Origin of the sequence: Micrococcus sp. TA1 (assembly GCF_014199555.1) — a bacterium.
GTDB lineage: Bacteria > Actinomycetota > Actinomycetes > Actinomycetales > Micrococcaceae > Citricoccus.
Genome location: NZ_JACHNW010000001.1, coordinates 2,242,485 through 2,267,574, shown reverse-complemented (window position 1 = coordinate 2,267,574; position 25,090 = coordinate 2,242,485). Strand labels below are relative to the sequence as shown.

General features: G+C 71.8%; 26 protein-coding genes and 1 tRNA gene. 17 read left to right on the top strand and 10 right to left on the bottom strand.

The window, feature by feature from the left end:
• Positions 1–74 precede the first annotated feature (74 nt).
• The 4 genes from GGQ69_RS09930 to GGQ69_RS09915 all read left to right on the top strand — a co-directional run bounded on the left by GGQ69_RS09930 (position 75) and on the right by GGQ69_RS09915 (position 3,129).
• Positions 75–842: a hypothetical protein gene (locus GGQ69_RS09930; protein ID WP_183527607.1), complete on the top strand. Its 768-nt coding sequence runs from the start codon at positions 75–77 to the stop codon at positions 840–842.
• 20 nt (positions 843–862) lie between these two features.
• Positions 863–1,219 carry a hypothetical protein gene (locus GGQ69_RS09925; protein ID WP_010143214.1) on the top strand — a complete coding sequence of 119 codons (357 nt, stop codon included), beginning with the start codon at positions 863–865 and terminating at the stop codon, positions 1,217–1,219.
• Positions 1,220–1,351: 132 nt separating this feature from the next.
• The gene (locus GGQ69_RS09920; RefSeq protein WP_010143215.1) at positions 1,352–1,975 is read left to right on the top strand and encodes an FABP family protein; all 624 of its coding nucleotides are present in this window, start codon (positions 1,352–1,354) and stop codon (positions 1,973–1,975) included.
• Complete coding sequence (locus GGQ69_RS09915; RefSeq protein WP_183527605.1) at positions 1,972–3,129, top strand: folate-binding protein YgfZ; 1,158 nt, start codon at positions 1,972–1,974, stop codon at positions 3,127–3,129. Before GGQ69_RS09920 ends, GGQ69_RS09915 begins: the two co-directional genes overlap by 4 nt.
• Positions 3,130–3,183: 54 nt before the next feature.
• On the opposite strand, the gene GGQ69_RS09910 is transcribed toward GGQ69_RS09915, so the two are convergent.
• Genes GGQ69_RS09910 through GGQ69_RS09890 form a run of 5 tightly spaced genes read right to left on the bottom strand, consistent with a single transcriptional unit; the run spans position 3,184 to position 7,011 of the window.
• On the bottom strand, positions 3,184–3,942 hold the full coding sequence (locus tag GGQ69_RS09910; RefSeq protein ID WP_183527603.1) for a GNAT family N-acetyltransferase: 759 nt from the start codon (positions 3,940–3,942) through the stop codon (positions 3,184–3,186).
• A 9-nt stretch (positions 3,943–3,951) separates the two neighbouring features.
• On the bottom strand, positions 3,952–4,983 hold the full coding sequence (locus GGQ69_RS09905; protein WP_183527601.1) for a 6-phosphofructokinase: 1,032 nt from the start codon (positions 4,981–4,983) through the stop codon (positions 3,952–3,954).
• Between the two features lie 47 nt (positions 4,984–5,030).
• A complete protein-coding gene (locus GGQ69_RS09900; protein ID WP_183527599.1) occupies positions 5,031–5,282 on the bottom strand; it encodes a PspC domain-containing protein in 252 nt (83 codons plus the stop codon).
• A 2-nt stretch (positions 5,283–5,284) separates the two neighbouring features.
• Positions 5,285–5,656 carry a hypothetical protein gene (locus GGQ69_RS09895; protein ID WP_183527597.1) on the bottom strand — a complete coding sequence of 124 codons (372 nt, stop codon included), beginning with the start codon at positions 5,654–5,656 and terminating at the stop codon, positions 5,285–5,287.
• Between the two features lie 5 nt (positions 5,657–5,661).
• Complete coding sequence (locus GGQ69_RS09890) at positions 5,662–7,011, bottom strand: PspC domain-containing protein (RefSeq protein ID WP_183527595.1); 1,350 nt, start codon at positions 7,009–7,011, stop codon at positions 5,662–5,664.
• Positions 7,012–7,126: 115 nt separating this feature from the next.
• Between GGQ69_RS09890 and GGQ69_RS09885 the strand changes: the two genes are divergently transcribed.
• Both GGQ69_RS09885 and GGQ69_RS09880 read left to right on the top strand, forming a co-directional pair.
• The gene (locus tag GGQ69_RS09885) at positions 7,127–8,362 is read left to right on the top strand and encodes an ATP-binding protein (RefSeq protein WP_183527593.1); all 1,236 of its coding nucleotides are present in this window, start codon (positions 7,127–7,129) and stop codon (positions 8,360–8,362) included.
• Positions 8,359–9,015 (top strand): response regulator transcription factor, encoded by a 657-nt coding sequence (locus GGQ69_RS09880; RefSeq protein ID WP_183527591.1) that lies wholly within the window; start codon positions 8,359–8,361, stop codon positions 9,013–9,015. Before GGQ69_RS09885 ends, GGQ69_RS09880 begins: the two co-directional genes overlap by 4 nt.
• Here the strand turns inward: GGQ69_RS09880 and GGQ69_RS09875 are convergent.
• From GGQ69_RS09875 to GGQ69_RS09855, 5 genes are read right to left on the bottom strand one after another with little or no spacing between them, the layout of a single operon-like run.
• The gene (locus GGQ69_RS09875; protein WP_183527589.1) at positions 8,981–9,631 is read right to left on the bottom strand and encodes an ATP-binding cassette domain-containing protein; all 651 of its coding nucleotides are present in this window, start codon (positions 9,629–9,631) and stop codon (positions 8,981–8,983) included. The genes GGQ69_RS09880 and GGQ69_RS09875 overlap by 35 nt on opposite strands.
• On the bottom strand, positions 9,628–10,434 hold the full coding sequence (locus tag GGQ69_RS09870; RefSeq protein ID WP_221243386.1) for an ABC transporter permease: 807 nt from the start codon (positions 10,432–10,434) through the stop codon (positions 9,628–9,630). Before GGQ69_RS09870 ends, GGQ69_RS09875 begins: the two co-directional genes overlap by 4 nt.
• The gene (gene modA / locus GGQ69_RS09865; protein ID WP_183527587.1) at positions 10,412–11,203 is read right to left on the bottom strand and encodes a molybdate ABC transporter substrate-binding protein; all 792 of its coding nucleotides are present in this window, start codon (positions 11,201–11,203) and stop codon (positions 10,412–10,414) included. The genes GGQ69_RS09870 and modA overlap by 23 nt, the downstream gene beginning before the upstream one ends.
• 2 nt (positions 11,204–11,205) lie before the next feature.
• Positions 11,206–11,607 carry a molybdopterin-binding protein gene (locus tag GGQ69_RS09860; protein ID WP_183527585.1) on the bottom strand — a complete coding sequence of 134 codons (402 nt, stop codon included), beginning with the start codon at positions 11,605–11,607 and terminating at the stop codon, positions 11,206–11,208.
• A gap of 60 nt (positions 11,608–11,667) precedes the next feature.
• Complete coding sequence (locus GGQ69_RS09855) at positions 11,668–12,879, bottom strand: pyridoxal phosphate-dependent aminotransferase (protein ID WP_183527583.1); 1,212 nt, start codon at positions 12,877–12,879, stop codon at positions 11,668–11,670.
• A 112-nt stretch (positions 12,880–12,991) separates the two neighbouring features.
• Between GGQ69_RS09855 and GGQ69_RS09850 the strand changes: the two genes are divergently transcribed.
• The 11 genes from GGQ69_RS09850 (at position 12,992) to rpoB (ending at position 25,047) form a co-directional block, all read left to right on the top strand.
• Positions 12,992–13,064: transfer RNA gene (locus tag GGQ69_RS09850), tRNA-Trp, on the top strand.
• A gap of 70 nt (positions 13,065–13,134) precedes the next feature.
• Complete coding sequence (secE, locus tag GGQ69_RS09845) at positions 13,135–13,395, top strand: preprotein translocase subunit SecE (protein WP_010143231.1); 261 nt, start codon at positions 13,135–13,137, stop codon at positions 13,393–13,395.
• 63 nt (positions 13,396–13,458) lie between these two features.
• On the top strand, positions 13,459–14,364 hold the full coding sequence (gene nusG, locus GGQ69_RS09840; protein WP_183527581.1) for a transcription termination/antitermination protein NusG: 906 nt from the start codon (positions 13,459–13,461) through the stop codon (positions 14,362–14,364).
• 134 nt (positions 14,365–14,498) lie between these two features.
• Positions 14,499–14,930, top strand: coding sequence for a 50S ribosomal protein L11 (gene rplK / locus GGQ69_RS09835; protein ID WP_010143234.1), 432 nt, complete (start codon positions 14,499–14,501; stop codon positions 14,928–14,930).
• A 74-nt stretch (positions 14,931–15,004) separates the two neighbouring features.
• Positions 15,005–15,709, top strand: a complete 705-nt coding sequence (gene rplA / locus GGQ69_RS09830; protein WP_183527579.1) for a 50S ribosomal protein L1 — start codon at positions 15,005–15,007, stop codon at positions 15,707–15,709.
• Between the two features lie 157 nt (positions 15,710–15,866).
• On the top strand, positions 15,867–17,510 hold the full coding sequence (locus tag GGQ69_RS09825) for a glycoside hydrolase family 10 protein (protein WP_183527577.1): 1,644 nt from the start codon (positions 15,867–15,869) through the stop codon (positions 17,508–17,510).
• An 18-nt stretch (positions 17,511–17,528) separates the two neighbouring features.
• The gene (locus tag GGQ69_RS09820; protein ID WP_183527575.1) at positions 17,529–18,677 is read left to right on the top strand and encodes a GNAT family N-acetyltransferase; all 1,149 of its coding nucleotides are present in this window, start codon (positions 17,529–17,531) and stop codon (positions 18,675–18,677) included.
• Between the two features lie 230 nt (positions 18,678–18,907).
• The gene (gene rplJ / locus GGQ69_RS09815) at positions 18,908–19,453 is read left to right on the top strand and encodes a 50S ribosomal protein L10 (protein WP_183527574.1); all 546 of its coding nucleotides are present in this window, start codon (positions 18,908–18,910) and stop codon (positions 19,451–19,453) included.
• Positions 19,454–19,525: 72 nt separating this feature from the next.
• Complete coding sequence (rplL, locus tag GGQ69_RS09810) at positions 19,526–19,912, top strand: 50S ribosomal protein L7/L12 (RefSeq protein ID WP_183527572.1); 387 nt, start codon at positions 19,526–19,528, stop codon at positions 19,910–19,912.
• A gap of 175 nt (positions 19,913–20,087) precedes the next feature.
• Entirely contained in the window at positions 20,088–21,278 is a 1,191-nt protein-coding gene (locus GGQ69_RS09805) for an acyltransferase (RefSeq protein WP_183527570.1), read from the top strand.
• A 247-nt stretch (positions 21,279–21,525) separates the two neighbouring features.
• A complete protein-coding gene (gene rpoB / locus GGQ69_RS09800; protein WP_183527568.1) occupies positions 21,526–25,047 on the top strand; it encodes a DNA-directed RNA polymerase subunit beta in 3,522 nt (1,173 codons plus the stop codon).
• Positions 25,048–25,090: the final 43 nt, after the last annotated feature.

The following is a 25,090-nucleotide window of genomic DNA, read 5'->3' as shown; positions in this document are numbered from 1 at the left end:
GGTTCGCACGTCAGTATAGGGAAGCGCGGGGCAGGCAGCGGCGGGGGCGCGTGCGGCGATGGCAGGATGGAAGGGTGAAGCATCCCCTGCTGGCGGTCACCGCCGTGGTCGCCGCCCTGCTCGTGGGCGTCGGCGCGCTGGGCCCGTGGGCCGCGGCCGTCACCGGGTCCGTGCTGGTGGCCGCCGTGGCGCTCGGCTGGCCCCAGCTGCTCGGCGCCCCGGCCCGCCGCTCCCTGACCGCCGTGCTGCTGGCCTCCGGACTGGCCGCCACCTGGGCCGTGGCCCTCTGGCCGGTCCCCGAGGCCGGTGACCCCCGCCGGTCCTTCGGCGGATCGCTGATCGAGCCGGTCGCCATCTGCCTGGCCCTGGGCACGGTGGCCGCCTTCCTGGTCCAGCTGTTCCGCGGCCACGGCCGCCCCCAGCGGCTGGAGTCCACGGCCGGGACGGTGGCCGGCGTGGTCGTCGTGTGCGCCGTCGCCGGCTGGACCGCGGTCGCCCGGCACGACGCCGGCGCCCTCACCCTCTCCCTGGCCGTCTCGCTCGCGCTCGCAGCCCTGGCCGGGATGGCCCGGCTGCCCGGACCCTGGGACGCGCTGCTCGCGGTGCTGCTGGCCGGGCTCGCCCCCCTCGCGCTCGCGCTCGTGCTGCCCGGGCTGTACCCGCCGGCGGCCGTGACGGCCGGCGTGCTCGGTGCGCTGGGATCGGTGCTCGGCGGGCACACCGCGCCGGACGGTGGACGGGGGCGTCCCGTGGGCAACCGGGCCGCCGTCGCGCTGGGAGTGGCGCCCGTGGCCCTGGCCGGGCTGCTCGCGTACTTTGTGATCAGGATCATGCCGGGCTGACCGGCGGAAGGAGGCACGTGATGACGAACGAGACCGGACCGATGGCCAACGAGCTGTACTCGGTGGACCTCGAGGAGGGTGGCGACGACCCGGTGGAGCGGGTCTTCCGCTTCGTCGGCGGGGTTCTGACCCAGGTCCTCGGCGGCTACGGGGCCGGGGTGGTCGGGGCCTCCGTGGTGGTGCGCCGCAAGCACGACGGCGAGGAGATGCTGCGCATCGACGTGCCGGACGCCGAGTCCGGGGACCAGGTGCTGCAGGCCCTGCAGGGGGACCTGGACACCTACCCGGCCGACGAGTTCGTGGCGGACTGGCTGGATAAGGTCCGGCATGGTCGTCACGTTGCAGGCCGGGACGCCGAGGGAACCCGGCTGGAGTAGGATGTCCGCATGTCGATTCTTGCACTTGAGGTCTTCTTCACCGTCCTGCTCGTCATCGCGGGCCTGGCCATGGCGGCGTTCGCCGTCCTCGTGGTCTCGGGCCTGTACAAGGGCCAGCGCTGATCCTTCCCCGTGCCCACTGAACTGCCCTTCGACCTGACGCCGGAGCTCGCTCCGCTGTCCTGGCTCATCGGCTCCTGGGAGGGACAGGGCCGGCTGGGAGCCGGGGACAGCGACAGCGAGATCTTCTACCAGCGGGTCGACTTCACGGACCACCAGCTGCCCTTCCTGGAGTACCGCGCCGAGTCGTGGCTCTGCGAGGAGGACGGCACGCTGCTGCGCCCGCTGACCGTGGAGTCCGGGTTCTGGGCACTCGACCGGGAACGCCGCGACGGTGATCCCGGACCCGGGATGTCCCCGGGTGACGTGGTGCCGACCCTGCGGTCCGCCGAGGACGTCGAGACGTACCGGCGCCAGGACGACAGCTTCCCCATCACGGCGCAGATCACCCACCCCGGGTCCCTGACGGAGCTGTACTACGGCGTCATCAAGGGCCCCCAGGTCCAGTTGCGCACGGACTCCGTGCTGCGCGGCTCCGCCGCCGGGCCCTACGAGGGCGGTTCCCGGATCCTCGGGCTCGTCAACGGCCAGCTGTTCTGGCGCTGGGACGCCACGGCCGGCGGCGAGGAGCACCCGCACGCCTCGGCCATCCTCGACCGGATGCCCGACCGCACCCAGGGAAGACTGCCCCGATGACCTACACCTCGCCCCTGCTGTCCGGCCCGGACGCCGTCCACGGAGCGGTGGCCGGCACCGGTCCCGACGCCCCGGTGGCCGCGCACTACGGCCAGCCGGTGGCCGAGCAGCGCGCCCTGGCCGCCGGCACCGCGGTGGTGGACCTGTCCCACCGCGGCGTGGTCACGGTGTCCGGGCCGGAGCGGCTGAGCTGGCTGCACGTGCTGACCAGCCAGCGGCTGGACCGGGGGGTGGAGCCCGGGACCTCCACGGAGACGCTGTTCCTGGACGTCCAGGGCCGCATCGAGTTCGACTGCCACCTCGTGGACGACGGTGCCACCACCTGGCTCACCGTGGAACCGGGGGAGAACGTGGGGCTGGCCGACTGGCTGACGAGGATGAAGTTCGCCTCCCGCGTGGAGATCGCGGATCGGACCGGCGAGATCGCGGTGATCGGCACCACCGGTGACGTGCCGGCGTGGGACGAGCGGGACGACGTCGTCCGGTGGCGCGATCCCTGGCCGGCCATCGGCGAGGGCGGCTTCCCGTACACCGTGGACCCCGACCCGGCGCGGCACCCGGCCGCGGACTGGTCCTGGTCCGAGTACCTGGTGCCCGTCTCCGAGCTCGCTGCCCTGCCCGAGGGCTTCACCCTGGCCGGCGTGCTCGCCGCCGAGGGGTTGCGCATCGCGGCGCTGCGGCCCCGCCACGGGGTGGACACCGATGACCGCACCATCCCGCACGAGGTGGACCTCGTGCGCACGGCGGTGCACCTGAACAAGGGCTGCTACAAGGGCCAGGAGACGATCGCCCGGGTCCACAACCTCGGCCACCCGCCGCGCCGCCTGGCGTTCCTGCAGCTCGACGGCTCGGGCCACACCCTGCCGGAGCCCGGTGCGGACGTGGTCGTGCGCCCGGAGTCCGGGACCGCCGAGGCCGGCACCGCCCGGTCCGTGGGCACGCTCACCTCGGCCGCCCAGCACCACGAGATGGGCCCGATCGCGCTGGCCATCCTCAAGCGCAACACCGACCCCGAGGCCGAGCTGCTCGTGCGGGAGGGCAACGCCGAGGACGGCTGGTCCTTCACCGCGGCCGCCCAGGAGGTCGTCGTCTCGCCCCAGGCCGGCAAGGCCGTCGGCCGGGCCACCGGCTTCGTGCGCCGCGGCACCCGGTAGGCGGGTCGGCCCCATCACCGGGTGAACGGCACCGTCACCGGGTGAGCAGCACCGTCACTGGGTGAACAGCACCGTCGTCTGTGACCCGGCCAGCTCGAAGCCGAGGGTGCCGGCCAGGCGCTGCGAGGCGGTGTTGCCCAGCGCGGCCCGCCACTGCGGCACGAGCCCCTCGGTGAAGGCCTCCTCCATGGCGATCGCCGCGGCGTAGGCGCCCAGGCCCATCCGGCGCACGTCGGGGCGCACCAGCACGCCCAGGTGGCCGATCAGCCCCTGCCATTCCTCGTACCCGGCCCCCGCGACCGGGTCACCGGTCGGGGTGCCCGAGCCGTCGTCGGGAACCAGGGTGAAGGTGGCGTCCAGACCGGACAGCCCCACCTCGGTGACGTCGTCCGCGGGGCACAGCGCCTCGAGCGCGGCGGCGTCGGCCGCCTCGTAGGACACGGCCACGGATCCGGAGCGCTCGATCTCCGGGACGTCCTCCGCGTAGTAGAGCGCCGACTCGCCCAGGGAGCGGGCGGCGTGTCCGGCGCCGAGGCGGATCATCGTGGACTCCAGGGCCAGGACCTCGTCGTCCACGTCCCGGGCGGCGTCCAGCAGCCAGCGGGGACCGTAGAGCACGGAGGTCTGGTAGAGGCGGACGAAGGTGGCGATCTGCTCGTCCGCGCCGTCCTGCGCGCCGGAGTCTGTGGCCACCTCGATCCGCCGGGAGCCCGGGGGAGACCCGGCGGCCTCGGTGATCGAGCAGTCGGGCAGTCCCAGGATCCGGGACCAGGCCAGCTCGATGATCTGGCGGGTGTGGCTGTTGACGGGCATCCTTGAAGGCTAACGCCCGAACAGCACCTTCGCCTCGTCGTAGCGGTGCTGCGGGACCTCCTTGAGCCCGTCCAGGGCGGCTGCGAGCTCCACCCGGACGATCTCGGTGCCGTCCAGGGCGACCATCTTCCCGTACTCGCCGTCGGCGACGAGGTCGATGGCCCCCATGCCGAAGCGGGTGGCCAGCACGCGGTCGAAGCCGGTGGGCGCACCGCCGCGCTGGATGTGGCCCAGCACGGTGTTGCGGGTCTCGATCCCGGTCATGTCCTCGATCCGGTGCGTCACCCACTCGCCGATCCCGCCCAGTCGCGGCCGGCCGGAGGCGTCCGCCCCGGCCTCTGCCAGCGGGTCGTCGTGGCCCTCGGGGACGAAGCCCTCGGCGACGACCACGAGCGGTGACCGCCCCCGTTCGTGCACCTGGCGGACCCAGTCGCACACCTGCTCCATGGAGGTGCGCTGCTCCGGGATGAGGATCGCGTGCGCACCGGCGGACATGCCCGAGTGCAGGGCGATCCAGCCGACGTGCCGGCCCATCACCTCGGCCACCATGCACCGGTGGTGGGACTCGCCCGTGGTGCGGAGCCGGTCCATGGCGTCGGTGGCGATCGAGACGGCGGTGTCGAAGCCGAAGGTGTAGTCGGTGGCCTGGAGATCGTTGTCGATGGTCTTGGGCACCCCGACCAGCGGGACGCCGTCGTCGGACAGCCGTTTCGCCCCGGCCAGGGTCCCCTCGCCGCCGATCGCCACCACGGCGTCCAGCCCCAGCCGGGCCATCTGGGCCTTGATGTTCTCCGGGCCGCCCCGCGGGTGGTTGTAGGGGTGCGTCCGCGAGGTGCCCAGGATGGTCCCGCCGGTGCGGGCCAGGCCGCGGACCCGCTGGCGGGGCAGGTCCTCCACGTCGCCCTCGATCAGTCCGCGCCAGCCGTCCCGGATGCCCACGAGCTCGTAGTCGTAGGTCTTGATGCCGTGCAGGACGGCGGAGCGGATGACCGCGTTGAGTCCGGGGCAGTCCCCGCCGCTGGTCAGGAGGCCGACGCGCATGCTGGAGGTCCTTTCGACAGGCTGGATCGGGTGGTCCTGATCGAAGGCTATCGCGAGTGGTGACCGGGCAGGACCCGCTCCAGCGGGATGGACCCGTCCTGCCAGGGCAGCAGGAGCCACGCCACCAGGTAGGTGCCGACGCCGATGAACGGCAGCAGGAAGCTCAGCAGGACCACGATCCGCACCAGCGTGGGGTCCCAGCCGAACTTCGCGGACAGGCCCCCGCAGATGCCGGCGACCCAGCGGCGCGGGCCGCGGCGGTAGGGGATGGAGCGCAGGGTGCGGTAGAAGGCGTCCACGGTCAGTGCCCCTTCCGGGTGGCGCCGGCGATGCCGCCGGCCACGAGCACCAGGCCGCCGAGCGCGGCCAGGCAGATCAGCACCAGGGCCGGGTCGACGTCCCAGTCCAGCACGGTCGCGGACAGGGACCACAGGGCCACCAGCAGGGCGATGATGCCCCACACCAGGGTGCCGGTGCGGATGCCCTCGGGCGCTGTCCGGGTCCCGACGGCGGCCGTCGAGCCGCGACCGGAGGTCCCGTCGAACTCGTGGTCCCGGTGGCGGTCGCGGAGGGTGCCGCGGGTGATCTCGTCCTCGAGGGCCTGGGCCTCCGCGTCCTGGGCCTGCGGTGCGTGGGGGTACGGGTCGTGGGGGTACGGGTCGTGGGTGGTCATGGTGTTCACTCCTGCTCGGTGGGTGTGGTGGTCGGATCATCCACCCGGACGGTCAGCGTGGAGAAGGCCAGGTCGGCGTCGATCTCCAGTCGGCGGTCGGTGGGGGCGTCCACGACCTGGACGCGGGCGTCGCCGGCCACGGTGGGCTCCGAGTTCACGGAGCTGAAGGCGTTGTCCACGGTGAGGTAGACGTCCACGTCGTGCGGCACGATCAGCTCGGCCTCGGAGAAGGACACGTCCAGGAGGATCGGGGACGCGCCCGGATCGGTGCTGCCGGGCTCGCCGGTCAGGTCGATCACGCCGGAGCCGAAACTCAGGTCGTACCCGGTCCGGCTGTCGCCCTGGACGGTGCCGTCCCACGTGGAGTCCCACGCGCCGTTCCAGTCGCCGCGGACGAACGTCCCGCCCGTGGCCAGCAGGACGGGGACCACCAGGAGGGCCGTGGTGACGGTCAGCCCGCCCCCGCCGCGGCCGAGGATCGCCCCGACGATGAGGCCGACGGCCATCACGCCGAGGGCCGTGGCCAGGCTGGCGGCCCAGATCACGCCCCAGCCGGCGGTGAAGACACCGAGGTACTTCAGGGCGGCGACGGCGGCCCCGGCCAGGACGGCGACCCCGATGACCAGCAGCTGGGTGGAACCGGCCAGCGACGGCGGGGTGCGGTCGACCGTGGCCGGTTGCGGCGCGGCGGGGGCCGGCGGTGGGTAGGGAGCCTGGTAGTGGGCAGAGGGAGCGGTCATGGGGTCACGTCCTTCGGAGGCGCGGTCGGCGCGGTCGGCGGGGGAGGAGCTGGGGGAGGCGGGGCCGGGTGAGGGGGGCTGAGGCCCGCTGGCGTACCACGCCGTGTCGGAGGGGGCGAGGAAGACGGGCTCGTTCACGGCCGCGGACGGGGCCCCGGACGCAGCGCCTGCGGGGCCCGGGGGCAGCGCGCGGGGGCCGGACCGGGAGGCGACGAGCCAGATGAACAGGCCGATCACCGCCAGGCCGAGGAGCCCGCCGACGTCCCACCAGCCGCCGTCGGGTCCGTAGGGCGGGGTGAACAGGCCCACCGCGCCGAGGATCGCCAGGACCAGGCCCCCGGTCATGCCGGAGGTCCACCGGCCCTGGCCGGCCTCCCGGGCGTGGATCCGCCCGTCCGGTTCGGGCAGGACCATCCACGCCAGTCCGTAGGCCAGCACGGTCAGCCCCGCGGTCAGCAGGGTCAGCACCACGAACAGGGCCCGGGCCAGCGTGTGGTCCAGTCCGATGCGGTCGGCGATGCCGGCGACCACGCCGCCCAGCCAGCGCTGGGGACTGCGGACGGTGCGCAGGGAGTGGACCCAGGCGTAGAAGCCGGAGGCGGGGTTCTCGTTCATGGTTCCATCGTCGCCGCGCGCATCCCGGCCCGGTATCCGGAAAGCCCCTGATCCGACCCGGAGAACCCCCGGAGGACGGTCCGCGGATGCCCCGTACTGGGGCAGGATGGAGGCCATGCACAGTGTCCTCACGCGTCCGGCCGAGGGCCGGGTCGTCGCCGGCGTCTGCGCCGGGCTGGCCCGGTACCTCGGCCTGCCCACCGGGTGGGTGCGGGCCGGCGTCGTGGCCCTGACCCTGCTCAGCGGGGTCGGGGTGGTCTTCTACGCCTGGCTGTGGATCTTCGTCCCGGACGAGCACGAGGCCGTGCTCACCGCCGGCGACCCGGTCCGCGGTGCCGCGGAGCAGGTCCGGGAGGCCCCCGTCCGCCTGGGCGGCGTCCTGGGCCAGGGCTGGCAGGTGATCTTCGGGGTCGTGCTGCTGGGCGTGGCCGCCGTCCTCGCCCTGCAGCTGGGGGCCGGCATCCGGATGAACTGGGGCCTGATCGGGCCGGTGGCCGTCGTGCTGCTGGGCATCGCCCTGGCCTGGCTGCAACTGGACACGCTGCGGGACGCCGGGAGGGCGGCCCGGACCGGGCGGATCAGCTCACTCGCCCTCGGACTGCTGCTGGTGATGGCCGGCGTGCTGGCGCTCGCGGCCGGTTTCGTGGGCACGGACGAGTTGTGGCTGGGACTGCTGGTGGCGGGGGTGATCGTCGCCGGCGTGGTGCTGGTGGCCGCCCCCTGGGTGCTCAAGGCCTGGCGCGACGCCACGGCGAAGACCTCCGCGCTGGCCGTCCAGACGGAGCGGGCCGAGATCGCTGCCCACCTGCACGACTCCGTGCTGCAGACCCTCGCCCTGATACAGAAGAACGCGGACATCCCCTCCACCGTGATGCGGTTGGCCCGCGCCCAGGAGCGAGACCTGCGCCAGTACCTCTACCAGGATCCCTCCCGCCCCACCGGGACCCTGACGGACCGGCTCGAGGACCTGGCCGCGGCGATCGAGGACGACCACGGCCAGCCCATCGAGGTGGTCACCGTCGGTTCGGCCACCGGTCCCTGGCTGGACCCGGTGCTGCAGGCCTCGCGCGAGGCGATGCTCAACGGGGTGCGCCATGCCGGGCCCGTCCAGGTCTACGCGGAGGCCCGGCCGGAGGCCGTGGAGGTCTTCGTCAAGGACCGCGGTCCCGGTTTCGACCTCTCCGCGATCCCGGCGGACCGTCTCGGGATCCGGGAGTCGGTCGTCGGGCGGATGGAGCGTGCCGGCGGCACGGCGAGGATCATCACCGGTGACGGCGGCACCGAGGTCCGGCTGCACCTGCCGGTCCCGGCGGAGAATGGGAAGAACGGCGAGGAAGGGCGGCAGGGATGAACCGGGTACCAGTGAGGGTCGTCATCGTGGACGACCACGCGATCTTCCGGACGGGACTGAAGGCGGACCTGGACCCGTCCGCCATCCAGGTGGTCGGCGAGGCCGGGGACGTCGACTCGGCGGTGCGGACCATCCACGAGGTGCGCCCGGACGTGGTGCTGCTGGACGTGCACCTGCCCGGCGGCCGCGGCGGCGGGGGAGCCGAGGTGGCCGCGGCCTGCCAGGAGCTGGCGCCCGGCGTGCGGTTCCTGGCGATCTCCGTCTCGGACGCCGCGGAGGACGTGGTGGCGGTCATCCGCGCCGGGGCCCGCGGCTACGTCACCAAGACGATCTCGGGGGCCGATGTCTCGGACGCCGTGCAGCGGGTGGCCGGCGGGGACGCCGTGTTCTCCCCGCGGCTGGCCGGGTTCGTGCTGGACGCCTTCGGGACGGCGGACGTCGCGGTGCGGGACGAGGAGCTCGACCTGCTCTCGGCCCGGGAGCTGGAGGTCATGCGGCTCATCGCCCGCGGTTACACGTACAAGGAGGCCGCGCGGGAGCTGTTCATCTCCGTGCGGACGGTGGAGACGCACGTGTCCAACGTGCTGCGCAAGCTGCAGCTGTCCAACCGCCACGAGCTCACCCGGTGGGCGGGCGAACGGGGTCTGCTCTAGCGATCCGGTGGGTGGAGTGGGCCAGCGCCTCGGCGTCCGCCGCGTGATGGGTCACCAGCACGGTCGTGCGGCCGGTGAGCACCTCGGCGAGCAGGGCGCGGACCTGCGGCACCACCTGGGCGTCCAGCGAGGACAGCGGTTCGTCCAGCAGGACCAGCCGGGGATCCGAGGCCAGGACGCGGGCGATCGCGGTGCGCTGCGCCTGGCCTCCGGAGAGCTGGTGCGGACGCCGTCCCGCCAGGTGGCCCACGCCCACCCGTTCCAGCCACTGCCGGGCCACCCGCCGCCGCGCCGACCGGCCCACGACGCCGGCCCGGTCCAGCCCGTAGGCGACGTTCGCCTCGGCGCTCAGGTGCGGGAACAGCCGCGCGTCCTGGGCCAGGTAGCCGACCCGGCGGTGCCGGGCCGGGACCCACGTGCCGCCGTCGAAGAGGACCTCCGTGCCCAGCGTCGCGTGGCCGGACTCCGGGCGCAGCCAGCCGGCCAGCGCGTCCAGCACGGTGGACTTGCCGGCACCGTTCGCCCCGAGCAGCGCCAGGGTCTGTCCCTGCGGGACCGTGAACGCCACGTCCACCTCGCGCTCGGGGACCACCACGCGGCAGTCGAGGCCCGTCACGAGATCGACACCCGCTTGCGCCCGTAGGCCAGCGTGATGACGGCCAGCGCCACCACCACCAGCAGCAGGGACAGCGCGACGGCGGCCTCGGGGTCCGTCTCCCGCTCCAGGTAGACCTGCAGCGGCAGGGTCCGGGTGGTGCCCTGCATCGAGCCGGCGAAGGTGATGGTGGCCCCGAACTCGCCCAGGGCACGGGCGAAGGTCAGCACCGTGCCCGCGACCAGCCCGGGGGCCATCAGCGGCAGCGTGACGGTGCGGAAGGTGCGCGCCGGGGAGGCGCCCAGGGACAGGGCGGTGCGCTCGTGGGCATCGCCCCGGGTCTGCAGCGACCCCTCCAGCGCGACCACGAGGAAGGGCAGGGAGACGAACACCTGGGCCATGACGACGGCCGCGGTGGTGAACGCGATGTCGATCCCCAGCACGTGCAGGTGCTCTCCGACCAGTCCGCGGCGGCCGAAGGCCTCCGTGAGCGCGATGCCCCCGACCACGGGAGGCACCACGAGCGGCAGCAGCACGAGCGAGCGGGCCACGCTGCGGCCCGGGAACTCCAGCCGGGTCAGCGTCAGCGCCAGCGGGATCCCCAGGACCAGGCAGACGGCCGTGGCCGCCAGGGACGTCCGCAGGGACAGCCCCAGGGCGTCGAGCGCCGCCGGGGAGGTCAGCAGCCGGGGCAGCCGGGTCAGGTCCACCCCCGCCACGAGCGCGACGAAGGGCAGCAGGATGGCCGCGCCGCCCAGGACGCCGACGACCGTCAGGGCGCGCGGGGGGCGGACCGGGACGTCACGGGTGGCCGAAGCCGGCATGCCCGAGCACCTCCTGACCCTGCGCGCCCAGGACGTGCTCGACGAACGCGTCGGCCGGCCCGGGATGCTCCGCCTCCGCCAGCGCGGCGATCGGGTAGGTGTTCACGGCCGACCGGGCGTGCTCCAGGTCCACGGTGCGCACCGCGTCCCCCGCCCGGGCGGCGTCCGTGACGTAGACCAGCCCGGCATCGGCCTCCCCGGAGGTGACCTTGCCCAGCACGTCCGTGACGGAGGACTCCTCGCTGACCGGGTCCAGGGCGAGACCGGACGCCCGGGCGAGGGCGGCCGTGGCCTGGCCGCAGGGGACCTGGGGGGCACAGGCCACCAGGTTCACGCCCTCGGCCGCGGCGTCCGCGAGGGACGCGATGCCCGCGGGGTTGTCCGGCGGCGTGACCAGCGTGAGCACGTTGGTGGCGAACGGCCGGGGCGTACCGGAGACGGCCCCGGCGCCGACGGCCCGGTCCATGGTCGGCACGTCCGCCGGGGCGAAGACGTCCGCCGGCGCCCCGGCGATGACCTGCTGGACCAGGTCGGACGAACCGGCGACGTTGAACCGCACCGTCACACCGGGGTGCTCGGCTTCGAAGTCCTCGCCGATCTGCTCGAAGGCGTCCGACAGCGAGGCCGCCGTGAAGACGGTCAGCGTGACGTCCGCGGTGGCGGTGTCCTGGGCGGGGACGTCCTGGGCGGCGGAGCCTCCCGCGCAGCCGGTCATCACCGGCGCCGAGGCGGCGGCCAGGACGAGCAGCGCGGGGAGGCGGGCCCTCACGGTCAGGCCTCGTCGCGGTCGATGATCACGGTGGTGGCCTTCACGACCGCGGACGCCGGCATGCCCGGTTCCAGCCCCAGGTCCCGTGCGGCCTCCGCACTCATCAGCGACACCACGCGGAAGGGCCCGCACTGCAGGGTCACCTGGGCCATCACGGTGTCCATGAGCACGTCGGTCACCAGCCCGGTGAACCGGTTGCGGGCCGAGACGCGCAGCCCGTGCGACCCGGCGTCTGCCCGTGCCGTGGTCTCCCGGACCAGCCGGGCCACCTCCACGCCGTCGACGGCGGCCCGCCCGGCCTCGTCCGTGTGGGCGGTCAGGCGTCCGGAGGACACCCAGCGGCGCACGGAGTCGTCGCTGACCCCCAGGTACCGGGACGCCTCGGCGATGCGCAGCAGAGTCATGACCTCGACCCTACGTCACGCACCTGCGGCAGGAAAGACTGCCATGAGGCGCGAATACGGTTACTCGGAGAGCAGCCTCTGGATGCGGCCGACGCCCTCGGCGAGGTCCTCGTCGCCCAGGGCGTAGGACAGCCGCAGGAACCCGGAGGGCCCGAACGCCTCACCCGGGACGACGGCCACCTCGGCCTCGTCCAGGATGAACCCGGCCAGGTCGGCGGAGGTCTGCGGGGTCACGTCGCGGTAGGTCTTCCCCAGCGCGTCGCGGACGTCCACGTAGGCGTAGAAGGCGCCCTCCGGCGTCGGGCAGGAGAACCCGGGCACCGCGTTCAGGGCCTCGACCATGGCCCGGCGGCGCCGGTCGAAGGCAGCCTTCATCTCCTGGACCGCGTCCAGGGGGCCGGAGACGGCGGCCAGTGCCGCGCGCTGGGAGACGTTGGCGACGTTGGAGGTGGCGTGGGACTGCAGGTTGGCGGCGGCCTTGATGACGTCCTTCGGCCCGGCCATCCAGCCCACCCGCCAGCCGGTCATGGCGTAGGTCTTGGCCACCCCGTTGAGGATGACCACCTGCTCGGCCAGGTCTGGCACGGCGGCGGCGATCGAGGTGAACGGCACGCCGTCGTAGGTCAGGTGCTCGTAGATCTCGTCCGTGACGACCCACAGGCCCCGCGCGGCGGCCCAGCGGCCGATATCGGCGGTGGCCTCCGGGGAGTACACGGCGCCGGTCGGATTGGAGGGGGAGACGAACAGCAGCACCTTGGTGCGGTCGGTCAGGGCCGCCTCGAGCTGGTCCACGGAGACCTTGTAACCGGTCTCCGGGCCGGCGAAGACCTCCACGGGCACGCCGCCGGCCAGCCGGATCGACTCGGGGTACGTGGTCCAGAAGGGCGTGGGGACGATGACCTCGTCGCCCGGGTCCAGCAGGGTGGCGAAGGTGTTGTAGACGGCCTGCTTGCCGCCGTTGGTCACCAGGACCTGGCTCGGCTCCAGGCTCACGCCGGAGTCCCGCAGGGTCTTGTCCGCGATCGCCTGGCGCAGCTCGGGCAGTCCGGCGGCGGGGGAGTAGCGGTGGTTCCTCGGGTCGCGAGCGGCCTCGACGGCCGCCTCGACGATGTACCCCGGGGTGGGGAAGTCCGGCTCGCCGGCACCGAAGCCGATGACGGGGCGCCCGGCGGCCTTGAGGGCCTTGGCCTTGGCATCAACGGCCAGGGTGGCCGACTCGGCGATCGATCCGATGCGCTGGGAGACACGACTGCGCGGAGTGTGTGACGTCATGGCGTTCAGCCTACCGGTTCGACTCACTCCCCAAGATGACGTAGAGTGGACCCCCGGTGTTGAAAAGCACCATGACGGGCCGTGCCGTTGAGTCGTCACGTTGCGGACCCGAAGGGTAGTGGCGCAATTGGTAGCGCAGCGGTCTCCAAAACCGCAGGTTGCAGGTTCGAGTCCTGTCTACCCTGCGCAGGGTGGTCCGGAGTGATCCGGAGCCCCCGGCAGGACAGTTCAGTGTCGACTAGCAAGTGAGGCCGCGTGACCGAGGCAGCTGCGAACAGCACGGGGGAGAAGACCCCCGATGCGCCGCGGAAGCGTGGTTTCTTCGGCCGGATCGGCCTGTTCCTGCGCCAGGTCGTGGACGAGCTGCGAAAGGTCGTCACCCCGACCCGCGAGGAACTGGTCAAGCTCACGGGCATCGTGCTCGCGTTCGTGATCCTGATGATCTTGCTCGTCAGCCTGCTGGACTTCGTGTTCGGCACGGGTGCTTCCTTCGTCTTCGGTGACGGCAGCGCCTGACTGGCCAGCCGGAGGACGCGCCCTGCCGGAATGACGTCGACCGCGTGAAGAAAGCAGGAACCCGTGTCCGAGCAGGAACTCGAACCGCAGGCCGTTGAGGACGCCGTCCTCGCCGAAGAGGCCCAGCCGTCTCAGGAGCCCCAGACTGCCGAGGACGCTGCCGTGGCCGGGGAGCCCGCGCTGGACGCCGAGGTGGAGGACACCGAGGCCGAACTCGCCGAGGCCGTCGAGGACGACCAGTCCGACGTCGCCGCCGCCGAGGCCGCCACGGACGTCGCCGAGGAAGAGGCTGAGGAAGCGGCTGACGCCGTCGCCGCTGCCCCCGCCGTCGCCGAGCCCGCGGCCGACCCGGCCGAGGAACTGCGCGCGCGGCTGCGCCGCCAGCCCGGTGACTGGTACGTCATCCACACCTATGCCGGGTACGAGAAGCGCGTGAAGACCAACCTCGAGACGCGTATCCAGACCCAGGAGATGGAGGACTACATCTATGAGATCGAAGTCCCCATGGAAGAGGTCGTGGAGATCCGCAACACCACGCGCAAGCTCGTCAACCGGGTGCGCATCCCCGGTTACGTGCTCGTGCGCATGGACCTGACGGACGCCTCCTGGGGCGTCGTGCGGCACACCCCCGGCGTCACCGGGTTCGTGGGCAACGCCCATGACCCGATGCCGCTGTCCCTGCAGGAGGTCTTCGACATGATCTCGCCCTCCGTCCTGCAGGAGGCCACCAAGGCCGCGCAGGCCGAGGGCCGCCCCGCACCGGCCGGGACCGAGGAGTCCATGCCGGCGATCGAGGTCGACTTCGAGGTCGGCGAGTCGGTCACCGTCAACGACGGGCCGTTCGAGACCCTCCCGGCCACCATCTCCGAGGTCAAGGTGGAATCCCAGCAGCTCGTGGTCCTCGTGACCATCTTCGAGCGGGAGACCCCCGTGACCCTGTCCTTCGGCCAGGTCACGAAGATCCGGTAGGACAGTCCAGACTTCGCCCCCGCACGGTTGCTTTGGCCGGGCGGGAGCGGACCGGCTGCCGCGCCACGGCGGCCACCAGCCCCGGGACACGCTCCTGTGCCCCGCGGGAAACCCGCAAGTAGAAGGACCCGAAAATGGCCCCCAAGAAGAAGGTCGCAGGCCTGATCAAGCTGCAGATCCAGGCAGGCGCCGCCAACCCGGCACCTCCGATCGGCCCTGCGCTCGGTCAGCACGGCGTGAACATCATGGAGTTCTGCAAGGCGTACAACGCTGCGACGGAATCCCAGCGCGGCAACGTCGTGCCGGTGGAGATCACAGTGTACGAGGACCGCTCGTTCACCTTCGTCACCAAGACCCCGCCGGCCGCCGAGCTGATCAAGAAGGCCGCAGGCGTCAAGAAGGGCTCCGCCACCCCGCACACGGACAAGGTCGGCAAGCTGACCCAGGCCCAGTGCGAGGAGATCGCCCAGACCAAGATGGAAGACCTCAACGCCAACGATGTCCAGGCCGCGGCCAAGATCATCGCCGGCACCGCCCGTTCCATGGGCATCACCGTCGACGGCTGACGGAACCCCTCACACCCCCAGTGGCAGGGTCGCGCGCGACCCGCAGACCACGACTGCATAAGGAGAACACGCAGATGGCACAGCGCAGCAAAGCATACAAGGCCGCCCAGGAGAAGATCGGGGACGCTGTCTACGGCCCCGCCGAGGCGATCGCCCTGGCCAAGGAGACCAACCCGTCGAAGTCCGACGCCACCGTGGAGGTCGCCTTCCGCCTGAGCGTCGACCCGCGCAAGGCCGACCAGATGGTGCGCGGCACCGTCAACCTGCCGCACGGCACCGGCAAGACCGCCCGCGTGGTCGTCTTCGCCACCGGTGACAAGGCCGCGGCCGCCGAGGCCGCCGGCGCCGACGTCGTCGGTTCCGACGACCTGCTCGCCCGGATCTCCGGCGGCTGGACCGACTTCGACGCCGCCGTGGCCTCGCCGGACATGATGGGCAAGGTCGGCCGCCTGGGCAAGATCCTCGGCCCGCGCAACCTGATGCCGAACCCGAAGACCGGCACCGTGACCCCGGACGTGGCCAAGGCCGTGACCGACATCAAGGGTGGCAAGATCGACTTCCGCGTCGACAAGCACGCCAACCTGCACTTCATCATCGGCAAGACCAGCTTCGACGCCGACAAGCTGGCGGAGAACTACGCCGCCGCCCTCGAGGAGGTGCTGCGCCTGAAGCCGTCCGCCTCCAAGGGCCGGTACATCTCCAAGGCCACCATCTCCACCACCTTCGGTCCCGGCATCAAGGTCGACCCGAACGTGGTCAAGGTGACCGCCGAGGCCTGATCCTCATCCGCGGCAGAGCGCCGGATCCCGGGAGTACCCGGGGTCCGGCGCTCTGTCGTTCCGGCGCAGGTGCCGGGCCCCGGGGCGCCCAGCACTCGACGCCGTCCGTGACGCGGAGCAGAATTCCTCCCCAGAGGGGCGAGGAAGGCAGTGCACCATGGTCTCGGCACACCCGGTGCCGTCGCGCCCGGCATCCCCCGGCCCCACGCGACGGAGCCTGATCTCCGGCGGCGCCGCGGCGGTCGCCCTCTCCGCCGTCACGGGGCCCCCGGCCGGCGTCTCCCAGGCGGCCACCGGCCGCGCCTGGGTCCCGTACACCGTCACCGCGCGGGACACGGCCACCTCGGTCACCCGGCCGCTGCACGAGTTCCGCGGCCTGTGGGTGGCGACCGTGCTCAACGTCGACTGGCCCTCGCGCCCGGGGCTGAGCGTCACGCAGCAGCGCGCCGAGCTGGGCGAGCTCATCCGGCTGGCCGCCCTGCGCGGCTGCAACGCGGTCCTGTTGCAGGTCCGGGCGGCCGGTGACCGCTTCTACCGGTCCACGCTCGGGGAGCCGTGGTCACGGTACCTGACCGGCACCCTGGGCCAGGACCCGGGCTGGGACCCGCTCGAGTGGGCGGTGGCCGAGGCCTCGCGGCGCGGACTGGAGGTCCACGCCTGGGCCAACCCCTTCCGGGTGGCCATGGACACCTCGCTGACCTCGCTGCACCCGGGCAGCTTCGCCGCGCGCAACCCGTCCTTCACCTACGCCTACGGGGGACGGCGGTACCTGGATCCCGGCCGGCCGGAGGTGCGCCTGCACGTGCGGGCGGTGCTGGCCGAGATCGCCTCGCGCTACGGCGTCGCCGGCGTGCACCTGGACGACTACTTCTACCCATACCCGGCGGCGGGCCAGGTCATCGGCGACGACGCCTCCTTCGCGCTCTACGGTGCCGGACGGACCCGTGCCACCTGGCGCCGGGACAACGTCAACCGCTTCGTGCGCTACGCCGGCCTGGACGTCCACGCGGCCGACCGGCGCGCCGTCTTCAGCGTCAGCCCCTTCGGCATCTGGCGCAACCGCACCAGCTCCACGGCCGGTTCGGACACTGCCGGGCTCCAGGCGTACGACGACCTGTACGCCGACACGCGCCTGTGGCTGCGCGAGCAGTGGACGGACCTGTTCATCCCCCAGCTGTACTGGCAGCAGGGACACCCGACGGCGGACTACGACGTGCTGTCCCGCTGGTGGTCCCTGCAGGGCACCGTGACCCGCACGCACATCGCCCTGGGGGAGGCCGTGTACAAGGTCGGCGACGCCGGCTGGACGAATCCCGCGGAACTGAGCAACCACGTGGCGCTGGGCCGTGGGCTGACCCAGGTGGAGGGGAATGCCTACTACAACGCCAGTGCCGTCCGCGCGGACGAGCTCGGCGCGATGAGCCGGGTGCGCTCGGTGCACTACCAGCGCCGGGCCCTGCCGCTGCCCGTCCGGTGGCTCAACGCCGCCCGGCCGCCGTCGCCCGCGTTCACCCGGGCCGGGCGCACGGTCAGCGGCCTCACCCTGGAGTGGACGCTGCCGGCCGGTGCGGAACCCGCCCGCTGGATCGCCATCTGGCGGCAGCGCGCCTACAGTGCCACCATCCCGGCCCTGCCGGGGACGGCCGAGGACCTCCTGGCCGTCCTGCCGGCGGCCACCGGGGCGGGTCGCTGGGGGGACCTCACCGCGGAGCCGCGGCGCCGGTACTGGTACGTCGTCCAGGCCTACAGCCGGACGGGAACCGTCTCGGCGGCGGGGTCCGCGATCATGGTCTGGGCGTGAGTGCGGCATCATGGGGCCATGACCGACACGCGGCACGGCCTGGCGCTCGACTGGCTCGAGCTGCCCCAGCACCTCGACCAGTCCCGCCTGCCGATGCCGGCCACCACGGCCGACTTCCTCCAGGTCTCCCAGCTGGCCAACCTCATCACCTCCCTGTTCTGGGGCTCCAACGACTTCTACGAATCGCCGGAGAACCGGCTCGCCGCGGCCCGGCCCCGTCCGGACTTCCGGGTGGACTATGTCGCCGCGCGGCTGGACGACGCCGAGGATCCCGGCCGGATCGTCGGGTTCGGATTCCTCGCCGCCACGCCGGCCGCGGCCACGGCCGAGGTGTGGGTGGGGGTGCACCCGGGCTTCCGGCGCCGGGGTGTGGGATCGGCGCTGCTGGCCGGGATCGAGGCCGAGGCGCTGCGCCGGGGGCACACCACCCTGCAGTCCTGGACGGACAACGCCCTCGTGGACCCGGCCTCCGCCGGCCCGCCGGAGGTGCGGTCCAGCGCGGCGGACGCGGCGTTCGCCGCGGCCCGCGGCTACGGGCTGGCCCAGCTGGAGTGGTGTTCGGTGCTGGCGCTGCCCGAGGCGGCCGGTCCGGCCCGGCAGGTGGAGGCGGCGGACGGTCCGGGCGGTGACTACGAGCTGGTGGGCTGGGAGGGTGCCTGCCCCGAGGAGCACGCCGAGTCGATGGCGGGACTGCTGGGACGGATGCCGGCCGAGGCGCCCCGGGGAGAGCTCGAGATCGTCCCCGAGGTCTGGGACGTGGACCGCCTGCGCGCAGAGGAGCGGGCCCGGGAGCAGATCCATCTCACCATGGTCACCACCGCCGCACGGCACCGGCCCTCGGGCCGGCTGGTGGGGCACTCGGACATCGAGACCTTCCGGGACCTGCCGCAGGTGGCCTACCAGGGCAGCACCCTGGTGCACCCCGACCACCGCGGTCGCCACCTCGCGCTGCTGCTGAAGGCCGCCAACATCTCGCGGCTGGTGCGGTCCAGGCCCGCCGTCGAGCGGGTGTACGCCTGGGCCGCCCCGGAGAACGCGGCCATCCTGCGCGCCAACGAGACGCTGGGCTTCCGGCCGGTGTCCACCCATCCCGGCTGGCAGAGGAGGATCGGGGGGAGCGGGAGCCCGGGGTCCGGCCGCCCGGGGTCCGGCGGCCCGATTTGGTGATGCGTCGCAGTCCCGCGTATTCTGGACGCACCAAAGACCGCCGGTCGTCGGATCCCTCGCGGAACCGATCGTAAAGCCCTCCTTCAGGAGGCGGCCTGCGCAGGTGAGACAGAGCAACGCCTTCCCGGTGAGCCCCAGGGCTCGACGGTACTGCCACGCCCCGTGCACCTGCACGGGGCGTTTTCTTGTCTCCAGGACGGGTGCCGGCCCCAAGTAATGGAAGGAGTGCCATGGCGACGTCTGAGAAGAACGCTGTTGTGGCGGAGCTGGCGGAACTCTTCCGCACCTCCACCGCAGCCGTCCTGACGGAATACCGTGGTCTCACCGTGGCCGAGCTCAAGGAGCTCCGTCGTGCACTCGGTGAGAACGCGACCTACGCCGTGGTGAAGAACACGCTCAGCGAGATCGCGGCCAAGCAGGCCGGCGTCGACGCCTTCGAGGGCAAGATGACCGGTCCGTCCGCGATTGCCTTCGTCTCCGGCGACCCGGTGGACGCGGCCAAGGCGATGCGTGACTTTGCCAAGAACCATGATGCCCTGATCGTCAAGGGCGGCTACATGGAGGGCCAGTTCCTCGATGAGGCGGCCGTCAAGAAGCTCGCGGACCTCGAGTCCCGCGAGGTTCTGCTGGGCAAGCTGGCAGGTGCCATGAAGGGCAACCTGTACAAGGCGGCCTACATGCTGCAGGCCCCGCTGTCCCAGGCCGTCCGCACCGTGGACGCCCTGCGCGCGAAGGTCGAGGAGCAGGGCGGCGCCGCTGCCCCCGCGGCCGAGTAACACCCCCCGGTCGCGTCCAGCGGCCACGTTTCACCCCACGTACGTGAGAACCCTTAAGTAAAGGAGCCAATCATGGCCAAGCTGTCCACTGAAGAGCTGCTCGAGCAGTTCGCCGAGCTGTCCCTCATCGAGCTGTCCGAGTTCGTCAAGGCGTTCGAGGAGAAGTTCGAGGTCACCGCTGCCGCACCGGTCGCCGCCGCTGCCGCCCCCGCCGCCGGTGGCGGCGAGGCCGCTGCTGCCGAGGAGCAGAGCGAGTTCGACGTCGTCCTCGAGGCCGCCGGCGACAAGAAGATCGGCGTCATCAAGGAGGTCCGCGCCCTGACCTCGCTGGGTCTGAAGGAAGCCAAGGACCTGGTCGACGGCGCTCCGAAGCCCGTCCTGGAGGGCGTCAACAAGGAGACCGCGGACAAGGCCAAGGAGCAGCTCGAGGCTGCCGGCGCCACCGTCACCCTCAAGTGATGCGTGCGGCCTAGCCGCTGCCCACACCCACGGCCCCTCCCTCCCGCCTGCGCGGGACGGAGGGGCCGTGGCGTTTAACGCCATCCTCCCAGCGGACACCCAGACTGACTGCCTAAGGTAACGAAACCGTAAAGGTGGTTCGGGCAGGGCGAGGGATACTGGAGGGGGCCGACCGATGGTCGCGACAGCAGAGATGCAGCGGGTAGCCCCGCCGCAGCCGCAGCAGCAGGGAGAGCCGCGGGCCATGCCGGCACCGGCGCGGCCCCGCCTGGCGTTGTTGGACGCGCTCCGGCTCGTCGCCGCGCTGGCCGTGGTGCTGTTCCACTGGACCGCGTGGCACCACGGCAATTGGGGCCGCCACGGTGACCCGGCCGCCGAGGCCTGGCCCTGGCTGAGCCAGTTCACGGCCGTCGGCGCCCTGGGCGTGCAGCTGTTCTTCGTCATCTCCGGCTTCGTGATCCTGCTCTCGTCCTTCGGCAAGTCCCCGGCGCGGTTCATCGGCTCGCGCGTGGGCCGGTTGTACCCCGCCTACTGGGTGGCGGTGCTCGGCGCCGCCGCGCTGATCTTCGTCGTCTGGCCCGAGCTCGGGGTCAATCGCAGTCCCTCGGACCTGTGGGCCAACCTGACGATGTTCCAGGGCGGGTTCGGGGTGGGCCACCTCGACGGCGTCTACTGGACGCTGTGGGTGGAGATGAAGTTCTACCTGTGGATCCTCGCCTTCACCCTGATCGGCATGACCGTGCGCCGCGTGCTCGCCTTCGCCCTGGCCTGGCCGCTGCTCGGCAACGGCCTGTACCTCGGCCTGCGCGCCGCGGGGCACGACGTCGGCTGGGTGCAGCACGTGTTCTTCCCCGAGTACTCGGCCCTCTTCGCCGGCGGCATGGCACTGTTCCTGTTGTTCCGGTTCGGTCACACCCCCGGCCGCTGGGCCGTCCTGGCCGTGAACGTGGCGCCGGCCACCCAGTGGTCCGCGGGCATCCAGCAGCGCGAGACCGCCGAGCTCACCGGCTACGACTACCCGACGGCGCTCTTCGCGCTGATCGTGGTGGGACTGTTCGCGGTGGTGGCGGTGATCGTGCTCACGCCGCTGGCCCGCGTGCGGCTGCCCGGGGCCGCGCTGGCCGGCAGCCTGACCTACCCCGTGTACCTGCTGCACCAGTTGTGGGGCTGGTGGATCATCATGCTGCTCTCACCGGTCCTGCCCCGGCAGTGGGTCCTGGGCCTGGCCCTGGCCTCGGTCCTGGGCGCCGCGTGGCTGGTGCACCGCTGGGTGGAGACCCCGCTGGGCCCGCGCCTGCAGCGGGCGGTGACGACCGGCCTGGGGAACTGGCCGGTGCTGGGGGAGCGGCTGGACCGAGTCTCGTAGCGTCTCACACCCTCGGCACGTTCACAGCGAGGACTCGCGGAGCAAGTGGACTTCCGGGGCTGTGGCGGTTATGCTAAGTCCTTACGTCTCCCTTCTGTCCACCCCTGAGGTGTGTCCCGGCGTGCCCGGATGACCGACCTCGGCGGCGTGGCGTCCGGTCGGGCCTTCAAATAGCGGTGGGCCCCGGACGTCGTGGATCGGGTCGGGGAGCGAACGGAAATGCAGACGGTCTGTGGAAGGAACCCTCTTGGTCGCCTCGAGCACCTCAAATACCGAAACCGCTAACACTCCCGGGGCCATCTCGCCCCGCTCCGGCACCAGCGCCGGCCGGATCACCTTCGCGAAGATCCACGAGCCACTGGACGTGCCGGACCTCCTGGCCCTGCAGACTGAGTCCTTCGACCGGCTGGTCGGCAACTCCCGCTGGGCCGAGCGCGTGGCCCACGCCCAGGAGATCGGCGACGACTCGGTCGCCGTCACCTCCGGCCTGTCGGACATCTTCGAGGAGATCTCCCCGATCGAGGACTTCCAGGGCACCATGTCCCTGTCGTTCACCGAGCCGGAGTTCTCCGACCCGAAGATGCCGGTGGACGAGTGCAAGGAGCGCGACACCACCTACGCCGCGCCGCTGTACGTCAAGGCCGAGTTCATGAACAACAACACCGGCGAGATCAAGCAGCAGACGGTGTTCATGGGCGACTTCCCGCTGATGACGGAGAAGGGCACCTTCGTCATCAACGGCACCGAGCGTGTCGTCGTGTCCCAGCTGGTCCGCTCCCCGGGCGCCTACTTCGAGCGCACCCCGGACAAGACCTCGGACAAGGACATCTTCACCGCCAAGGTCATCCCCTCCCGCGGTGCCTGGTTCGAGCTCGAGGTGGACAAGCGTGACCAGGTCGGCGTGCGCCTGGACCGCAAGCGCAAGCAGCCGGTCACCGTGCTGCTCAAGGCCATGGGCTGGAGCGAGTCCCGCATCCTGGAGGAGTTCGGCCAGTACGACTCCATCCGCGCCACCCTCGAGAAGGACCCGACCGAGGGCCAGGACGAGGCCCTGCTGGACATCTACCGCAAGCTGCGCCCGGGCGAGCCCGCCGCCGTGGACGCCGCGCAGAACCTGCTGAACAACCTGTACTTCACCCCCAAGCGCTACGACCTGGCGAAGGTGGGCCGGTACAAGCTCAACCGCAAGCTGGGCGTGGACCTGCCCCTGGGTGACCCGAACGCCTCCGTGCTGACCGAGGACGACATCGCCCAGATGGTCCACTTCATCGTGGCCCTGCACGCCGGCGAGCGGACCATCACGGGCAAGCGCGACGGCGAGGACGTCGAGGTGCGCGTCGAGGTCGATGACATCGACCACTTCGGCAACCGCCGCATCCGCGCCGTGGGCGAGCTGATCGAGAACCAGATCCGCACCGGCCTGTCCCGCATGGAGCGCGTCGTGCGCGAGCGCATGACCACCCAGGACGTCGAGGCCATCACCCCGCAGACCCTGATCAACATCCGCCCCGTGGTGGCCTCGATCAAGGAGTTCTTCGGCACCTCCCAGCTGTCCCAGTTCATGGACCAGAACAACCCGCTGGCCGGACTGACGCACAAGCGTCGCCTGTCCGCGCTGGGCCCGGGCGGCCTGTCCCGCGACCGGGCCGGCATGGAGGTCCGTGACGTGCACCCCTCGCACTACGGCCGCATGTGCCCCATCGAGACCCCGGAAGGCCCGAACATCGGCCTGATCGGCTCGCTGGCGACCTTCGGGCGGATCAACCCCTTCGGCTTCATCGAGACCCCGTACCGCAAGGTCGTGGACGGCATCGTCACCGAGCAGGTGGACTACCTGACCGCCGATGACGAGCTGGTGGCCCAGATCGCCCAGGCCAACGCCCCGCTTAACGAGGACGGCTCCTTCGCCGAGGAGCTCGTGCTCTGCCGCCAGCGCGGCGGTGGCGGCGAGCCCGTGCTGTCCTCCGTGGACGACATCGACTACATGGACGTCTCGCCGCGGCAGATGGTCTCGGCCGCCACGGCCCTGATCCCGTTCCTCGAGCACGACGACGCCAACCGCGCGCTCATGGGCGCCAACATGCAGCGCCAGGCCGTGCCGTTGCTCCAGGCCGAGGCCCCCTACGTGGGCACCGGCATGGAGAAGTACGTGGCCGTGGACGCCGGTGACTCCATCACCGCCGACGCCCCCGGCGTGGTGACCGAGGTCGCCGCCGACCTCGTGACCGTCATGCAGGACGACGGCACCATGAAGCACTACCCGATCATGAAGTTCGCCCGCTCCAACCAGGGCAACGCCTACAACCAGCGGGTGCGCGTCTCCGAGGGCGACCGCGTGGAGCGCCTGAGCATCATCGCCGACGGCCCGGCCACGGACCACGGCGAGCTGGCGCTGGGCAAGAACCTGCTGGTCGCGTTCATGCCCTGGGAGGGCCTGAACTACGAGGACGCCATCATCCTGTCCCAGCGCATGGTCTCGGAGGACGTGCTGACCTCGATCCACATCGAGGAGCACGAGGTCGACGCCCGTGACACCAAGCTGGGCGCCGAGGAGATCACCCGGGACATCCCGAACGTCTCCGACGAGGTGCTGGCCCAGCTCGACGAGCGCGGCATCATCCACATCGGTGCCGAGGTCGAGGCCGGGGACATCCTGGTCGGCCGCGTCACCCCGAAGGGCGAGACCGAGCTGACCCCGGAGGAGCGCCTGCTGCGCGCCATCTTCGGCGAGAAGTCCCGCGAGGTGCGTGACACCTCCCTGAAGGTGCCGCACGGCGAGTCCGGCACCGTGATCGGGGTGCGCATCTTCGACCGCGACGAGGACGACGACCTGCCCCCGGGCGTGAACCAGCTGGTGCGCGTCTACGTGGCGCAGAAGCGCAAGATCACCGACGGCGACAAGATGGCCGGCCGCCACGGCAACAAGGGCGTCATCTCCAAGATCCTGCCGGTCGAGGACATGCCGTTCCTGGCCGACGGCACCCCGGTGGACATCATCCTGAACCCGCTGGGCGTCCCGGGCCGCATGAACCTGGGCCAGGTCATGGAGCTGCACCTGGGCTGGGCCGCCTCGCGCGGCTGGGACATCCAGGGGGAGCCGGAGTGGATCAAGGACCTGCCGAACTTCCCGCGGCAGTCCGGCCCGGTCAACGTCGCCACCCCGGTGTTCGACGGTGCCGAGGCCCACGAGATCGAGGGCCTGCTCGGTCACGTCAACGTCACCCGTGACGGCGACCGGCTGATGGGCACCAACGGCAAGGCCACCCTGTTCGACGGCCGCTCCGGCGAGCCGTTCCCGGACCCGGTGTCCGTCGGCTACATGTACATGCTGAAGCTGCACCACCTGGTGGACGACAAGATCCACGCCCGTTCCACCGGCCCGTACTCCATGATCACCCAGCAGCCGCTGGGCGGTAAGGCGCAGTTCGGCGGCCAGCGCTTCGGTGAGATGGAGGTCTGGGCCCTGGAGGCGTACGGCGCCGCCTACACCCTGCAGGAGCTGCTGACGATCAAGTCGGATGACATCCACGGCCGCGTGAAGGTCTACGAGGCCATCGTGAAGGGCGAGAACATCCCGGAGCCGGGCGTTCCGGAGTCCTTCAAGGTGCTCATCAAGGAAATGCAGTCGCTGTGCCTGAACGTGGAGGTCCTCTCCGCCGACGGCACCGCGATTGAAATGCGTGACTCGGACGATGAAGTCTTCCGGGCCGCCGAGGAACTGGGCATCGACCTGTCCCACGCCGAGCCCAGCTCGGTCGAAGAGGTCTGAGAAGCCCCGTTCCCCGTCCCACCCCAAGACTTCATCAACGCTA

Excerpts from the sequence above, each read along its gene's own strand:
- GGQ69_RS09925 (WP_010143214.1), top strand. The coding sequence starts at position 863 with ATGACGAACGAGACCGGACCGATGGCCAACGAGCTGTACTCGGTGGAC.
- GGQ69_RS09915 (WP_183527605.1), top strand. The coding sequence starts at position 1,972 with ATGACCTACACCTCGCCCCTGCTGTCCGGCCCGGACGCCGTCCACGGA.
- GGQ69_RS09910 (WP_183527603.1), bottom strand. The coding sequence starts at position 3,942 with ATGCCCGTCAACAGCCACACCCGCCAGATCATCGAGCTGGCCTGGTCC.
- GGQ69_RS09905 (WP_183527601.1), bottom strand. The coding sequence starts at position 4,983 with ATGCGCGTCGGCCTCCTGACCAGCGGCGGGGACTGCCCCGGACTCAAC.
- GGQ69_RS09895 (WP_183527597.1), bottom strand. The coding sequence starts at position 5,656 with ATGACCACCCACGACCCGTACCCCCACGACCCGTACCCCCACGCACCG.
- GGQ69_RS09890 (WP_183527595.1), bottom strand. The coding sequence starts at position 7,011 with ATGAACGAGAACCCCGCCTCCGGCTTCTACGCCTGGGTCCACTCCCTG.
- GGQ69_RS09885 (WP_183527593.1), top strand. The coding sequence starts at position 7,127 with ATGCACAGTGTCCTCACGCGTCCGGCCGAGGGCCGGGTCGTCGCCGGC.
- GGQ69_RS09880 (WP_183527591.1), top strand. The coding sequence starts at position 8,359 with ATGAACCGGGTACCAGTGAGGGTCGTCATCGTGGACGACCACGCGATC.
- GGQ69_RS09870 (WP_221243386.1), bottom strand. The coding sequence starts at position 10,434 with ATGCCGGCTTCGGCCACCCGTGACGTCCCGGTCCGCCCCCCGCGCGCC.
- GGQ69_RS09860 (WP_183527585.1), bottom strand. The coding sequence starts at position 11,607 with ATGACTCTGCTGCGCATCGCCGAGGCGTCCCGGTACCTGGGGGTCAGC.
- GGQ69_RS09855 (WP_183527583.1), bottom strand. The coding sequence starts at position 12,879 with ATGACGTCACACACTCCGCGCAGTCGTGTCTCCCAGCGCATCGGATCG.
- rplK (WP_010143234.1), top strand. The coding sequence starts at position 14,499 with ATGGCCCCCAAGAAGAAGGTCGCAGGCCTGATCAAGCTGCAGATCCAG.
- rplA (WP_183527579.1), top strand. The coding sequence starts at position 15,005 with ATGGCACAGCGCAGCAAAGCATACAAGGCCGCCCAGGAGAAGATCGGG.
- GGQ69_RS09825 (WP_183527577.1), top strand. The coding sequence starts at position 15,867 with ATGGTCTCGGCACACCCGGTGCCGTCGCGCCCGGCATCCCCCGGCCCC.
- GGQ69_RS09820 (WP_183527575.1), top strand. The coding sequence starts at position 17,529 with ATGACCGACACGCGGCACGGCCTGGCGCTCGACTGGCTCGAGCTGCCC.
- rplJ (WP_183527574.1), top strand. The coding sequence starts at position 18,908 with ATGGCGACGTCTGAGAAGAACGCTGTTGTGGCGGAGCTGGCGGAACTC.
- rplL (WP_183527572.1), top strand. The coding sequence starts at position 19,526 with ATGGCCAAGCTGTCCACTGAAGAGCTGCTCGAGCAGTTCGCCGAGCTG.
- GGQ69_RS09805 (WP_183527570.1), top strand. The coding sequence starts at position 20,088 with ATGGTCGCGACAGCAGAGATGCAGCGGGTAGCCCCGCCGCAGCCGCAG.